General features: G+C 67.4%; 15 protein-coding genes. 8 read left to right on the top strand and 7 right to left on the bottom strand.

Annotated elements, in window-relative coordinates; translation table 11 throughout:
- A complete protein-coding gene (locus tag NOV74_RS08295) occupies nt 1-858 on the top strand; it encodes a flavin reductase family protein (protein WP_257311017.1) in 858 nt (285 codons plus the stop codon).
- Here the strand turns inward: NOV74_RS08295 and NOV74_RS08290 are convergent.
- Nucleotides 855-1,778, bottom strand: a complete 924-nt coding sequence (locus tag NOV74_RS08290) for a mechanosensitive ion channel family protein (RefSeq protein WP_257311016.1) — start codon at nt 1,776-1,778, stop codon at nt 855-857. The two genes, NOV74_RS08295 and NOV74_RS08290, sit on opposite strands and share 4 nt — an antisense overlap.
- Nucleotides 1,779-1,882: 104 nt before the next feature.
- Here NOV74_RS08290 and NOV74_RS08285 point away from each other — a divergent pair, with 104 nt between their 5' ends.
- Nucleotides 1,883-3,340, top strand: coding sequence for an amidohydrolase family protein (locus NOV74_RS08285; RefSeq protein ID WP_257311015.1), 1,458 nt, complete (start codon nt 1,883-1,885; stop codon nt 3,338-3,340).
- A 3-nt stretch (nt 3,341-3,343) separates the two neighbouring features.
- On the opposite strand, the gene NOV74_RS08280 is transcribed toward NOV74_RS08285, so the two are convergent.
- From NOV74_RS08280 to NOV74_RS08255, 6 genes are all read right to left on the bottom strand, one after another.
- Nucleotides 3,344-3,718: a DoxX family membrane protein gene (locus NOV74_RS08280; RefSeq protein ID WP_257311014.1), complete on the bottom strand. Its 375-nt coding sequence runs from the start codon at nt 3,716-3,718 to the stop codon at nt 3,344-3,346.
- Between the two features lie 23 nt (nt 3,719-3,741).
- On the bottom strand, nt 3,742-4,884 hold the full coding sequence (locus tag NOV74_RS08275) for a homogentisate 1,2-dioxygenase (RefSeq protein WP_257311013.1): 1,143 nt from the start codon (nt 4,882-4,884) through the stop codon (nt 3,742-3,744).
- Nucleotides 4,885-5,040: 156 nt separating this feature from the next.
- Nucleotides 5,041-6,405 (bottom strand): MFS transporter, encoded by a 1,365-nt coding sequence (locus NOV74_RS08270; RefSeq protein WP_257311011.1) that lies wholly within the window; start codon nt 6,403-6,405, stop codon nt 5,041-5,043.
- A 70-nt stretch (nt 6,406-6,475) separates the two neighbouring features.
- Complete coding sequence (locus NOV74_RS08265) at nt 6,476-6,862, bottom strand: DUF488 domain-containing protein (RefSeq protein WP_257311009.1); 387 nt, start codon at nt 6,860-6,862, stop codon at nt 6,476-6,478.
- Nucleotides 6,863-7,054: 192 nt separating this feature from the next.
- Nucleotides 7,055-8,281 carry a molybdopterin molybdotransferase MoeA gene (locus NOV74_RS08260; RefSeq protein ID WP_257311008.1) on the bottom strand — a complete coding sequence of 409 codons (1,227 nt, stop codon included), beginning with the start codon at nt 8,279-8,281 and terminating at the stop codon, nt 7,055-7,057.
- A 4-nt stretch (nt 8,282-8,285) separates the two neighbouring features.
- Complete coding sequence (locus NOV74_RS08255; RefSeq protein WP_257311006.1) at nt 8,286-8,729, bottom strand: type I phosphoribosyltransferase; 444 nt, start codon at nt 8,727-8,729, stop codon at nt 8,286-8,288.
- 64 nt (nt 8,730-8,793) lie between these two features.
- On the opposite strand from NOV74_RS08255, the gene NOV74_RS08250 reads away from it, so the two are divergent.
- From NOV74_RS08250 to NOV74_RS08225, 6 genes are all read left to right on the top strand, one after another.
- On the top strand, nt 8,794-9,153 hold the full coding sequence (locus tag NOV74_RS08250) for a winged helix-turn-helix domain-containing protein (protein WP_257311004.1): 360 nt from the start codon (nt 8,794-8,796) through the stop codon (nt 9,151-9,153).
- Nucleotides 9,154-9,232: 79 nt separating this feature from the next.
- Nucleotides 9,233-10,069 carry an ABC transporter substrate-binding protein gene (locus NOV74_RS08245; RefSeq protein ID WP_257311001.1) on the top strand — a complete coding sequence of 279 codons (837 nt, stop codon included), beginning with the start codon at nt 9,233-9,235 and terminating at the stop codon, nt 10,067-10,069.
- A 23-nt stretch (nt 10,070-10,092) separates the two neighbouring features.
- Nucleotides 10,093-11,724 (top strand): L-glutamate gamma-semialdehyde dehydrogenase, encoded by a 1,632-nt coding sequence (gene pruA / locus NOV74_RS08240; RefSeq protein ID WP_257311000.1) that lies wholly within the window; start codon nt 10,093-10,095, stop codon nt 11,722-11,724.
- Nucleotides 11,725-11,730: 6 nt separating this feature from the next.
- Nucleotides 11,731-12,429 (top strand): ABC transporter permease, encoded by a 699-nt coding sequence (locus NOV74_RS08235; protein ID WP_257310997.1) that lies wholly within the window; start codon nt 11,731-11,733, stop codon nt 12,427-12,429.
- Nucleotides 12,426-13,544, top strand: a complete 1,119-nt coding sequence (locus NOV74_RS08230; protein WP_257310995.1) for an ABC transporter ATP-binding protein — start codon at nt 12,426-12,428, stop codon at nt 13,542-13,544. The genes NOV74_RS08235 and NOV74_RS08230 overlap by 4 nt, the downstream gene beginning before the upstream one ends.
- Nucleotides 13,545-13,655: 111 nt before the next feature.
- On the top strand, nt 13,656-14,078 hold the full coding sequence (locus NOV74_RS08225; protein WP_257310993.1) for a 4Fe-4S binding protein: 423 nt from the start codon (nt 13,656-13,658) through the stop codon (nt 14,076-14,078).
- Nucleotides 14,079-14,086 lie beyond the last annotated feature (8 nt).

The raw sequence follows: 14,086 nt of genomic DNA, 5'->3' as shown, positions 1-14,086 counted from the left end.
ATGGCCCTGCGCACCATCCTCCCCGGCGACCTCTCGCCCATCGAGACCAACGCCCTCCTTTGCGGCGGCGTGGCTCCGCGCCCCATCGCCCTCGCCAGCACCATCTCGAAGGACGGCATCCGGAACCTGTCGCCCTTCAGCTTCTTCAACGCCTTCGGCTCGAACCCGCCCACGGTGGCCTTCGCACCCAACCGGCGGGGCCGCGACGGCACGGTGAAGCACACTTACCTGAACGCCGTGGCCACGGGGGAATTCGTCATCGCCGCCGTGAGCCACGCCATGCTGCATCCCATGAACGTGGCCAGCGCCGAGTGGCCCGACGGCGTGGACGAGTTCCCCAAGAGCGGTCTCACGCCGCTGCCGGCGCGGATCGTCCAGCCCGCCCTGGTGGCGGAGAGCCCCTTCCAGATGGAGTGCCGGCTGCAGCAGGTGGTGGAGCTGGGCACGGGTCCAGGTTCCGGCCTCATGCTCATCGGCGAGGTGCTGGCCTTCCACGTGCGGGAGGACTGCTTCGTGGATGGCCTTCTCCATCCCGACGCGCTGGACCTCATCGGCCGCAACGGCGGTGCCTTCTACACCCGGGCCAGCGGCGCGGCGGTGTTCCAGGTGCCCAAGCCCGCCGGGAAGCCCCTGGGCTACGACGCCTTGCCCGAGGCCCTGAAGCACAGCCGCATCCTCACGGCCAACGACCTGGGCCAGCTGGCCAACAGCCCCGGCCTGCCAGACCTGGCCGCCATGCAAGGGCGCGCTGGCGATCCAGCGGATTCCGAGGGGTTGGAACTGGCCATGCAGGTGGCCCTGGCCAGGCATGACCTGGATGAAGCCTGGAGGCTGGCCGCCTTGCGGCTGCGGGCCTAGCTATCGAGGTCCGGCCCGGGGACGCCGCGGTGGTGCACCACCCGCTGGGGGTACGGGATGTCGATGCCGGCCTCGCGGAAGGCCACCAGGGTGCGGCGGCGCAGTTCCCGGGCCACCTCCCACTGGGCGCCGGGCGCGGTCTTGGTAAGGGTCAGGATGGTGAAGCCGCTGGCCCCGAGGATCTCGACTCCCTTCACTTCCAGAGGCTCCAGCACCTGGTCGGGCCGGTCCTCGTGGAGCTTTCGGCCTAGTTCCTTCAGCACCTCGAAGGCCCGGTCGGGGTCCGTGTCGTAGCCCACCTCCACCTCCACCCGGGCCCGGGCGAAGTCCTTGGAGAGCACCACCACGCGCACGATGGAGCCGTTGGGCACGAAGTGGGCGCGGCCCTCCGAATCGCGGAGCTGGGTCACGCGCAGGGTCATGCGCTCCACGGTGCCGATGTGCCGGTCGTCCACGTTGATGATGTCGCCCACGCCGAACTGGTTCTCCAGCAGAAGGAAGAAGCCGCTGATGACGTCTTTCACCAGGCTCTGGGCGCCGAAGCCCAGGGCCACGCCCGCAATGCCGGCGCCGGCCACCAGGGGCCCGATGTTCACCCCGAATTCCGAGAGCACCATCAGCAGGAGGAACGCGACCACGGCCACGCGGGCGGTATTGGTGAGCACGCTGCCGAGGGTCTCCGCCCGGCGCTCAGCATCGGTGGTCACCTTGTCGTTGCCATCGTCCACGGCGCGGCGGACGGCGCGGGTGACCAGTTTCACGGCCAGCAGCAAGGCCAGGCCGGCCAGGGCCACCAGCAACAGGTGTTGGAGCTTCTCCCAGCCGGTCCGCTCCATCCAAGCCAGGAACCGGCCCGCATGCTGCGAGGCCCCTCCGGGCGAGGGCTGAAGGAAACTGAACATCCCATCGACGAGAACCATGCGGCCATCTCCTGCCTCCAGGCTACCAAGGCCCGGGCCCCGAATTCCCTTGCCTGTCCCCCGGGGCGCCAGTAGCGTGGCTGTCTCGACCCAAGGAGCATTCCATGCGCCACGCAAGCCTCCTTGCCGCCTTCCTGCTCTGCGCGCTCCCGGCCCGGACTCAGGCCCTTTCCTCCGAGGTCCGCTCCTTTCTCAAGGTCGACGCCCCGGTGGTGGCGCTGGTGCATGTCCGGGTCGTGGATGGCACCGGCGCGCCCGCCCTCGAGGACCAGGCCCTGGTCCTGCGGAACGGCCGCATTGAGGCCATGGGTGCGGCGTCCAGGCTGGCGATCCCGAAGGAGGCCCAGATGCTGGACCTCACCGGGCACACCGTGATCCCGGGCCTGGTGGGCATGCACAACCACCTCTTCTACACCCACTCCATCCACAGTGACGAGAAGGGTGCGCCCGTGGCACCCGGGCGACTCTTCGCGGAGATCGCCTTCTCGGCCCCGCGCCTCTACCTGGCCTGCGGCGTGACCACCATCCGTACCACCGGCAGCCTGGAGCCCTACACCGACCTGAATCTCAAGCGGCAGATCGACGCGGGCCTCATGCCCGGCCCGAAGATGGAAGTGACGGGACCCTACCTCGAGGGCCTCGAGCCCATGACGCCCCAGATGCACGGCCTGCGCGGCCCCGAGGATGCCCGTCGCTTCGTGGCCTATTGGGCGGACGCCGGGGTCACCTCCTTCAAGGCCTACATGAACATCACCCGGGCCGATCTGGGCGCTGCCATCGAGGAGGCCCACAAGCGCGGCCTCAAGGTGACGGGCCACCTGGGCTCCATCACCTGGCCCGAGGCCCTGGCCCTGGGCATCGACGACTTCGAGCATGGCCCCGTGTACACAGACACGGAATTCACGCCCGGCAAGCAGCCGGACGTGGCCCCGCCGGTCTCCGCGTCCTGGGGCTCCTGGCTCAAGCTCGACGTGGCGGGGCCCGAGGTGCAGGGTCTCATCCGGGCGCTGGTGGCGAAGAAGGTGGCGGTCACCTCCACCCTGCCGGTCTTCGAGCTGGGCGTGCCCGGGCGGCCGCCCCTCCAGGCCCGAATGCTCGCGGCCATGTCCGCGGAATCCAAGGCCAGCTACCTGGCAGCCCGGGCGCGGGTCCCCGCGGTTCCGAACGGCCGCGCCGAGCAGCTCCTCAGGAAGGAGATGGCCTTCGAGCTGGCCTTCGTGAAGGCAGGCGGCCTGCTGCTGGCCGGGCCCGATCCCACGGGCATGGGGGGCGTCCTGCCGGGCTTCGGCGACCACCGGGAGCTGGAGTTGCTGGTGGAGGCGGGCTTCACCCCTGTGGAGGCCATCCACGTCGCCACGGCCAACGGCGCCGCCTTCCTGGGCCGCATCGACCGCATCGGCACCCTCGCTCCCGGCAAACAGGCGGACCTGGTGGTGGTGAAGGGCGACCCCTCGACGAAGATCGGGGATCTGGAGAACGTTGTGACGGTCTTCAAGGATGGCCTGGGCTACGACACGGTAAAGCTCATCGACTCCGTGCGCGCCCACGTCGGCATCCGGTGAAGGCTAAGCCCGCAACAGGGGCCTGTAGCTTTCCCGGTGGTGGTAGGCCAGGAAGCAGTTGGCCAGCACGAGGAAGATGGCCAGGGGCAGCCCTTCCGGGCCCAGGAAAGCGTGGACGAGGACGATGTTCACGATGATGGGCGCGATCAGCACCGTGGCCAGGGGCACGAAGCGTCCCGACAGGAAGGCCAGGCCGCAGGCCAGCTCGATGACCTTCACGGTGGGCATGAGGTAGCGGGAGGCCATCAGGCCGTCGCTGAAGGTCTTCATGGCGCCTGTGGGTGGTGGCGGCGTGATGAGCTTGAACAGGAACGTGATGGACGTGAACAGGAACAAGAGCCCCATCAGGCTCCGGACGACGATGACAGCCCATTTCATGAAGTTGTCTCCTAGGTTTGGCGCTACTTCCACGAAGCCCAATAGTTCACGTTCTCCATCAGCTCCGCCGCGGGCGTGGCCTTCAGCGGCCGGAAGGCGTCCACCATGACGGCCACCTCGTCCGTGCGGTCCTTGGTGCGGCTGAGGGGGATGGCCTTGGGGTGCGGCCCATGGTGGATGCCCTGGGGATGCCAGGTCATCATGCCGGCGCCGATGCCGTCCCGCGAAAAGAAGTGGCCGGCGGAATAGAACAGCACCTCGTCGTAGTCGATGTTGGAGTGGAAGAAGGGCACGCGCATGGCGCCCTCTTCTTCTTCGAAGGGCCGGGGCAGGAAGGAGCAGATGACGAAGTTGGTCGCGAGGAAGGTGCTATGCGCGCTGGGCGGCAGGTGGTAGCGGGCGCTGATGACGGGCCGGATGTCCTTCACGTTGATGCGCCACACCGTGAGGTCGCCCTTCCAGCCCACCACGTCCAGCGGGTTGAAGGGGTAGAACACCTTCGTGATCTGGCTCTCGCGCTTGATGTGGACGGCCCACTCCCGCGGTGTCGCGTCGTAGGGCTCCAGCTCCGGCGTGTCGATCATGGCGGGGTCGAAGATGGCGTTCGGGCCCAGCTGGTTGCGATCAGGGATGGTGACCTCGCTGAAGCTTTCGATGAGCAGGTAGCGCTGCGGGGTTGAATCCGGAAGGAAGCGGTAGGTGGTGCCGCGCGGAATCACCAGGTAGTCGCCCGTGGCGTAGTGGATCACGCCGAAGGTCGTTTCCAGCTTCCCGGCGCCCGCGTGGATGTAGTAGACATCGTCGCCATCGGCGTTGCGGTAGAAGAAGTCCATGGCCGCGGGGGCCACCCAGTGCAGGGCCACGTCCCCGTTGTGCAGGATGCATATGGGCGCGAAGGCGGTTTCGACCGAACCGAACCTGGAGGCCCGGACCTTGGCATCTGCCGAATCCACCAGCGGGTTCAAGTCGTAACTGTGGGGGCGCAGGGGGCCCTCGATGCGCGTCCAATCCGTGACCGGATGCAGGCGATAGAGGTGCGTGGTGCGGCCATAGAAGCCCTGGCGCGCGTGCTCCTCCTCGAAGGTGCCCGCGGGCAGGTCCACATGCGCCTGCCGCGTGTGCAGGCCCTTGCGCAGGGGGAAGAGCGGCGTTTCCTTCTTGGACATGGGAGCCTCGGAGCGAGGGTCCATTATCACTCAAAAAGAATTTAATAAGCGGAGGAGAGCCGAAGGGCGGAGGAGAGCAGAGAAAAGATTGGCCGATCCTTCTCCGCTTTCCTCTCGTCCTCCGCTCTCCTCCGCTTACATCAGTTCTTTGCTATTTCAGCCCTGCTTCTGCAGCCACCGGTTGTAGAACCACAGGCTGAGCGCGCTGCCCAGGCCGAAGAGGGTGAGGATGATCCAGCCGGTGGCGGCGGCCTTGGGGTCCAGCTTCAGGAGGCCGTCCGGCTGGGTCACGGCACCGGCGCACATCACCTTGTTGAACAGCCAGGCGCCGGCGGGGCCGCCCACCAGGCTGCCAATGGCCATGGGCAGGTTCGAGTAGCCCAGGAAGAGCCCCTCCTGCCCCTTGGGGGCCAGGGAGCCGATGTACTCGTAGAGACGGGCCGAGGCGAACAGCTCGCCAAAGGCAATGAGGGCCACGGTCATCACGATGAAGAGGCTGCCCAGAGGGAGCCAAAGCTTCATGGTCACGCCACCCGCCATGTAGAGCGGCGCCACGTTGATGAGCATGGCAAGGCCGATGATCACCGTGCCCACGATGATGGACTTGATGGGCGGTATCTTGCCGAAGAGCTTGGTGATGAGCAGCTGGAACAGCACGATGGTGATGGGATTGGCCATGGTGTAGAGGTCCATGGCCGGGCTCAGCTCCACGGTTTTCTTCACGTAGAGCGGCAGCACGTTGTAGACCTGGTTGTAGATGAAGTAGAAGCCGCTGCTCACCAGCAGGAACAACGCGAATCGCCCGCTGCCCAGCACCTTGAACATGCCGAAGAAGATCTCGGGGATGGTGCGCCGGGGCTTGCCGGGATCCACCGTGGATTCGGGATCCCGGTAGCGCAGCGCCACCACCAGGAAGGCCAGCACTGAAGCCGCCATGGACACGAGGAAGATGGTGTCGAGCTTGCCGAGCTTCGTGCGTACGAAAAAGGCCGTGAGGCGCCCGAACACGCTGCCGATGTTGATGACCATGTAGAAGATGGCGAAGGCGAGCGTGGCCTTGCCCAGGTGCGTGCGCTGCACGGTGCCGGCGATGCAAGGCTTCACGAAGGAGCCGCCGATGCCGACCAGCACGATGGCTGCCGCCACGGGCACCATCACGCCCATGCCCGCCGTGACCTCCTTCCCGGCCTGCAGAGATAGGGTCTGCCCGCCGAACCAGACGGGATAGCCCATGAGGAAGTAGCCGCCCACCAGCAGCACGCAGGCCAGGAGCAGGCTGCGGCGGAAGCCGATCTGATCCGCGATGGTGCCGCTGAGGATGGGCAGGAAGTAGACCAGGAACCAGAGCACGCCGTTCAGCGTGCTGGGCCAGTAGTCGCCGAGCCCCAGCCGCCCCAGGTAGATGACGATGAAGCTGGCCATGGAGTAGTAGGCGGCCCGCTCGAACAACTCCGTGAGGTTGGCGTTCCAGTAGCTGGCAGGAAAGGAGTACTTCTCGCGAAAAGAAGGTTTGGCGTCCATGAATCCCTCGGAATCGCCTTAGTCTCGCATGGCGAGGTGTCCGCATTTCCCAATTTGTAATCGAACGCCCTCAGCGAATGACCGCGCCCCGCTCCGCCAGCAGCTCGCGCAGCACGGAGCGGTGGCAGCGGGCCTCGTCTTCGCAGTAGCAGCCCACGGCCAGGTCCGTCCGGTGGGACAAAGCCGCCAGCAGGTCCAGGAGCCGGGCCTTCTCGGGATGGCCCATCTCCGCCCGGTACTTCTTCTTGAAGGCCGCCCAGTCCTTCTCGCTCTCGGCGGCCTGGGCCTGCTTCACCAGCTCCTCGCTTGGCGCCGCCTCCGGCAGCCACACGTCGTAGAAGTCGCGCGAGGCGAACTCGGCCTTGGGCACGCCCCGAGGCGGGCGGCGCACCGTGCCGATCCGCAGGCCCTCCCCCGGCACCCTCGGCGTCCCCAGTCGCACCACGCGGATGGCCATGGCGTCCTCCCCGCGCAGTTGTAGCACCAATGTAGCTCTCCAGCCTCGCCCTCAAAGACAAGGATCACCACCAAGACACCAAGACACCAAGGCACCAAGAAAAGCCAAGACCTGTGCTTTTGCAGTTCTTGGCTTTCCTTGGTGCCTTGGTGGTGAAAGAGGCCTTTCCTCTCTTTGATCACTCACTGGGAATCAGTGATCTTCCGCCAGCTCGGTGAGATGAAGCATCACGGCGCCGCCCGGCTCCACACGGTCCACGCCGGGCGGGATCACGGCCAGGGCGTTGGCGTGGAGCATGGACGAGAGGATGGCGGAGCCCTGGGGCCCCGTGAGCCGCGCCAGAAGGTGGCCCCCTTCCCGGCGGGCCACCACGCGCAGGAAGGTGGTGCGGTGATCGCCGGCCTTGCCGCTCCAGCCATCTTCCAGCACGGCCTCCGCCACGGGGCGGTGCAGCGCGGAGAACCCCATGAGGCGGCGCAGAGCGGGCCGCACGTACTCCTCCACCATCAGCATGGCGGCCACAGGATTGCCCGGAATGCCGAAGATGGGCTTCTCGCCCAGCCTCCAGAACCCCAGTGGTCCACCGGGCTTCTGGGCCACCTTCCAGAAGACGCGCTCCGCGCCCAGCTCCTCCAGGATGGCCTTCACGAAGTCGTAGTCCCCCACGGAGATGCCGCCGGTGGTGAGGATGGCGTCGGCCCGCAGGGCCTCGCGGAGCACACCTGCCAGCGTGGCCCGATCGTCCGGCACTCGCGCGAAGGGGATGGGAATGGCCCCGCAGTCCGCCACCTGGGCGCAGATGGCGTGGATGTTCGCGTCGCGGATCTGGCCCGGGCCGGGCCGTTCGGAGGCATCCACCAGCTCATCCCCCGTGGTGAGCACGGCCACGCGCGCCCTTGGATGAACCACCACGGCCTGGAGCCCCACAGCAGCCAGGACGCCCAGGTCACCGGGGCGCAGCGCGCGGCCGGCCCCCACCAGCGCCAGGCCCGCCTGGATGTCCTCACCGGCCAGGCGGATGTGGATGCCCTTCCGGAGCGGCCGATGGACCTCCACCCAGTCCGCGCCCCGTTCCGTGTCCTCCACGGGCACCACCGAGTCGGCCCCTTCCGGCAGGGGCGCGCCGGTCATGATGCGCCAGGCCGTCCCGGCAGCCACCGCCTGGTCCGCCGTGGCCCCGGCTGCGAGGTCTCCCAGCACGCGTAGGCGGACCGGGTGCTCCGGTGAGGCTTCGGCCAGGTCCCCGGCCCGCACCGCGTAGCCGTCCATGGCGGAATTGGTGAAGGGGGGCACCTGCTCGGTGGAGGTGATGGCCTCGGCCGCAGCCAGACCAAGCGCCTCCGCCAGCGGCAGGGTGCGCGGTGGCAGGGGCGCCACGCGGGTGAGGATCGACTGGAGGGCTTCGGCGGGAGTGGTCATGGCCTCAATCCGGATGCTTGATCACCTTCCACTGGAGGAAGGAGAAGTGCCGCCAGGCCCCGGGCATGTGGGAGCCGACCGAGGCGACCAGGGTGGCGGCCAGGTACCAGGGCAGACGTGAGGCAGGCTGCAGAACCCCCAGGCCCAGCAGGGCCAGCTTCACCACCACGGCCACGCCGCTGCCTTGGGTAAGGATGGCGGCGTCCCGGGCCAGGTCGATGGCGAAGAGCAGCGCACCCGTGGCCACGGTGAGGAGGATCGGGACCCGGAGGGCCTGGAAGTCCGCCCCGAAGGGAATGGCGCCCAGCACCAGCGCCATGGCCGCGATGTGGAGGCTGCGCAACACCAGCTGGGCAGGCCGCGCCCAGGGGAAGTGCCGCGGCGACTCCGGGCAGAGGACCTGGAGGAGGGTGCGCGGCGCGGGTCTGTCCTGGGGCACGGGTTCCATGCTTCCCTTCTAGCAGAGTCCGATGGCTGGGCTTCGTGCTGAAATGGCCCCGACGGAGATCCCCATGGCCAAACCCGCCTCTCCCGCCGCCTCCATCCGCATCCGCATCGCCTACGGCAGTGACATCGCCATCGGCCAGGGCAAGGCCGACCTCCTGGAGGCCATCGGGCAGACCGGCTCCATCTCGGCCGGCGCGCGCCTGCTGGAGATGAGCTACCGCAAGGCCTGGCTGCTGGTGGACGAGATGAACCAGTGCTTCCGGTCCCCGGTGGTGCTGGCGGCCAAGGGGGGCGCCCAGGGCGGTGGCGCCCATCTGACCCCCATCGGGGAAGAAGCCCTGAAGCGTTTCCGGGAGATTCAGGCCAAGGCCGCCACCGCCATCGAGGCCGACGTCCGGGCCTTCCGGAAGCGGCTGCTGGACTGACGTCACAAATCGGCCAGACAGGCCCCCCGGACCTCTCCCATCGTTGTATCCTGACGGAACCATCGCAGAGGAGGCTCCCATGCGGACCTCAAGATTCCCCGGGTGCAACTGGTTGCTGGTCGCCGCCCTGGCCTGCGTGGGCCTTCAGGCTGGGCCCCCAATCACGAAGGCCGTCATCCTCGCCACCACCACCAGCACCCAGGACTCGGGCCTGCTGGATGAGCTGGTCCCCCGCTTCGAGAAGCAGACGGGCTACGTGGTGAAGACCATCGCCGTGGGCTCGGGCCAGGCCCTCGCCATGGGGAAGAAGGGCGAGGCGGACGTGCTGCTCGTGCACTCGCCGGACGCGGAAAAGGCCCTGATGGCCGAAGGCTCCGGCGTGAACCGCCGTATCGTCATGCACAACGACTTCGTCCTCCTTGGCCCCGCCGGGGACCCCGCCCACCTGCGCGGGAAGGGCGCCGTGGCGGCGCTCCAGGCCATCACCGCGGGCCACGCCCTCTTCATCTCCCGGGGCGACAACTCCGGCACCCACGCCCAGGAGAAGAAGCTCTGGGCTGCGGCCGGCCTCAAACCCGAGGGCCAAGCGTGGTACCAGCAGACTGGCCTCGGCATGGGGCAGACCCTGGCCGTGGCTGCCGAAAAGCGGGCTTACACATTGTCAGATCGAGGAACCTACCTGGCCTTGCGCAAAAAACTCGGCCTGGAGATCCTCAGCGAAGGCGATGCCGCTCTCCTGAATGTCTACCATGTCATCGAAGTCAACCCAGCGCGGCATCCCAAGGTGAACACTCCCGGAGGCCGCGCCTTTGCTGACTTCATGGTGTCGAAAGATGTGCAGACTCTGATCAAAGAATTCGGAATTGGAACCTTTGGATCACCGTTATTCTTTCCTGATGCCGGCAAGCCGGAATAGGCCTGCCGGACGGAGGGAACCCCATGTCCAACGCCATCTTCAGCCTGCCTGAATCCCACAACGAGCCCATCCTCCCCTACGCCCCCGGCTCCAAAGAGCGCGCCCTCCTGAAGGCTGAACTCGAGCGCCAGTTCAACCTCGAACTGGATATCCCGCTGATCATCGGCGGCCAGGAAGTCCGCACCGGAAAGACGCAGAAGGCCGTCTGCCCGCACGACCACCAGCACGTGCTGGCGCGGTACCACGAGGCGGGCGAGGCGGAAGTGCGCCTGGCCATCGACGCCGCCATGGCGGCCAAGAAGGACTGGGAAGCCACACCCTGGGAGGATCGCGCCGCCATCTTCCACAAGGTGGCCAGCCTCATCTCCGGGAAGTACCGCTACATCCTGAACGCCGCCACGATGCTCGGCCAGTCGAAGAGCGCCTACCAGGCGGAGATCGACAGCACCTGCGAGACGGCGGACTTCTTCCGCTACAACGCGAAGTTCATGGAGGAGATCTACAAGCAGCAGCCCATCTCCGATCCGCACGTGTGGAACCGCGTCCACTACCGTGCGCTCGAGGGCTTCGTCTTCGCCGTGACGCCCTTCAACTTCACGGCCATCGCCGCGAACCTGCCCACGGCCCCCGCCGTCATGGGCAATACCGTGGTGTGGAAACCTGCCTCCACCTCCGTGCTGTCGAACTACTACCTCATGCAGCTCTACAAGGAGGCCGGCCTGCCGGACGGTGTCATCAACTTCATCCCCGGCCGCGGCTCCATGATCGGCAAGATCGCGCTGGAGGACCCCAACTTCGCGGGCCTCCACTTCACGGGCTCCACCAACGTCTTCAACAGCATGTGGAAGACCATCAGCGGCAACCTGGAGCGCTACAAGGGCTACCCCCGCATCGTGGGCGAGACCGGCGGCAAGGACTACGTGTTCATGCACGCCTCCGGCGACGTGGACGAGACCGCCGCGGGCATCGTGCGCGCCAGCTTCGAGTACCAGGGCCAGAAGTGCTCCGCGTGCTCCCGTGTCTACGCGCCGGCCTCCCGCTGGCCCGAGTTGAAGGCGCGCCTGCTCACCCTGATGGCCGAGATCCGCATGGGCGATGTGCGCGACTTCCGCAACTTCTTCAACGCCGTCATCGACGAGGCCTCCTTCGACAACGCCATGAGGTACATCGAGCTGGCGAAGCAGGCCAAGGATGCCGAGATCCTCGTGGGCGGCAAGGGCGACAAGTCGAAGGGCTGGTTCGTGGAGCCCACGATCATCCTCACCACGAACCCCAAGTTCGTCTCCATGGAGGAGGAGATCTTCGCGCCGGTGCTCACCATCTACGTCTACGACGACACCAAGCTGGACGAGACACTGAAGGTGCTGGACGAGACCTCTCCCTACGCCCTCACCGGGGCGATCTTCGCCCGCGACCGCTACGTGATCAACCAGCTGACGGAGGCCCTGGCCAACACGGCCGGGAACTTCTATATCAACGACAAGCCCACCGGCGCCGTGGTGGGCCACCAGCCCTTTGGCGGCGCCCGCGCCTCGGGCACCAACGACAAGGCGGGCAGCTTCCTTAACCTGATCCGCTGGACCTCTCCGCGCACCATCAAGGAGAGCTTCACGCCGCCCCGGGACCTCAAGTTTCCCTTCCTCGAGCAAGAATAGGAGTCTATGGACCTGATCTGGGAGGGCCTGCGGAAGGCGCTGGAGCTGCTGCTCGCGCTGGATCCCGAGGTCCTCCGGATCACCCTGCTCTCCCTCGAGGTGTCGGGCCTGGCCACCCTCATCAGCCTAGTGATCGGCCTGGGCATCGCCATCCCCGTGGCCCTCAACGAATTCCCGGGCAAGCGGCTGGTCATCGCCCTCCTCAACACGGGCATGGGCCTGCCGCCCGTGGTGGTGGGCCTCTTCGTCACGGTGCTGCTGTGGCGCAACGGACCCCTGGGCTTCCTGGAGATCCTCTACACGCCCTCGGCCATGATCCTGGCCCAAGCTGTCATCGCGTCGCCCATCATCGCGGGCATCAGCCTCTCGGCCCTCCAGCACCTGCCGCCGGGCCTGCGGCTGCAGATCCTGGCCCTGGGCGCCTCGCGGCCCCAGATGGTGTGGCTGCTCCTGAAGGAGGCCCGCCTGCCCCTGCTGGCCGCCGTCATGGCCGGCTTCGGCGGCGTCATTTCCGAGGTGGGCGCGTCCATCATGGTGGGCGGCAACATCAAGGGCCAGACGCGGGTGCTCACCACGGCCACGGTCATGGAGACCAGCAAGGGCAACTTCGAGGTGGCCTTCGCGCTCAGCATCCTCCTGCTGGTCCTGGCCTTCACGGTGAACGCCCTGCTCACGCACCTGCAGCAGCGGAACCGGCCCCGATGAGCCGCGCGGCCGTCCTGGAGGCGCGGAGCCTGAAGGTCCACCGGGGCGGCGTCCAGGTTCTCGACGTCCCCGTGCTGGATCTGCGTGCCGGCGAGGTCCTGGCCCTCATGGGACCCAACGGCGCGGGCAAGAGCACGCTGATGCTGGCCCTGGCGGGCCTCCTGCCCCTCTCCGGGGGAAGCCTCCGCTTCCAGGGCACGGAACTGGGCGCCCGGTCGGAGCGCGAGGCCTACCGGCGCCGTATGACCATGGTCTTTCAGGATCCGCTCCTCTTCGACGCCACCGTGGCCCAGAACATTGCCGCCGGCCTCAAGCTCCGTGGCGTGCCGGCCGCGGTTCGGGAGCCCGCCGTGCAGGCCTGGGCGGAGCGCCTGGGCATCGGGCACTTGCTCGCGCGCCCGGCCCGGCAGCTCTCCGGCGGCGAGGCCCAGCGCACCGCCCTGGCCCGCGCCTTCGTCCTGGGCCCGGAGATCCTCTTCCTGGACGAGCCCTTCGCCTCCCTGGACGCGCCCGCCCGCGAGGGCCTGCTTGACGATCTGGGCCACATCCTCGCCGAGACGGGCAGCACCGCCGTGATCTCGACCCACGACCAGGGCGAGGCCGCACGCCTGGCGCACCGGCTGGCGGTGATGAAGGAAGGCACCCTCCTCCAGATCGGGGGCCTGCGGGAGGTCATGAACCATCCGCAGGACCCCTTCGTCGCGGCCTTCGTGGGCATGGAGACCCTCCTCAAGGGGCAGGTGACCGCCAGCGGCGAGGGCCTGCTGACCCTGCGCCTCGGCAAGGGCCTGGGCGGCCACGAAGTGCTGGCCATCGGCGAAGCGCGGCCCGGCCAGACGGTCCTGGTGGGCGTCCGCCCCGAGAACGTGGCCCTGTCTTTACAAACCGACAAAACCAGCAGCGCCCGGAATGCCTTCCCCGGGACCGTCGCCAAGGTCCTCCCCCGGGGCCCCTTCTTCAAGGTGGAGCTGGATTGCGGCTTCTTCCTGGCGGCCTACGTGACCGCGCAATCCCTGGCAGAACTGGGGCTTGCCCCGGGCGGTTCCATCGTGGCCTCCTTCAAGGCCACCGCCGCCCACCTCATCCGCCGGGAGGGCCTCGACGGCGAAGTGTGACCCGCGTCCATTGCCGGGGGTCCGGGCCCGGACTAGCCTCACATCTGGGGTGGCATGGCCATCCCTGATTGACGTGTAGTCAACGGGTCCGAGACCGGAGGCCTTCGAGCCATGAAACAGCTGGTGATCGATTTCCAGAAGTGCGATGCAGGGCGCAACTGCAATCACGAGTGCGAGATGGAGTGCGCCATCAAGGTCTTCAAGGTGGACGATCCCGCCCAGGCGGCCCTCCAGATCAAGGCCTACGAGGAGGGCGGCGGCAAGGCCATCCTCTGCGATCAGTGCGGCGACTGCGTCGTGGTCTGTCCGTCGGAAGCCCTCAAGCGCAACAAGCTGGGCGTCGTGATGATCGACAAGCAGCTCTGTGTGGGCTGCTACATGTGCATCGGCTTCTGCGAGAAGGACGCCTTCATGCGGAACCCCGATTGGATCGTCCCCCACAAGTGCACGTCCTGCGGTATTTGCGTCAAGGTTTGCCCCCACGGGGCCCTCTCCATCGTGGACGTCCCCGAGCCGGCCGTCCGGATCATCTGAGAAAGGGA

The sequence above is a fragment of the Geothrix fuzhouensis genome (assembly GCF_024609325.1).
Classification (GTDB): Bacteria; Acidobacteriota; Holophagae; order Holophagales; family Holophagaceae; genus Geothrix; species Geothrix fuzhouensis.
The sequence above is the reverse complement of the archived record's forward strand: the minus strand, read 5'-3'. Positions and strand labels throughout refer to the sequence as shown.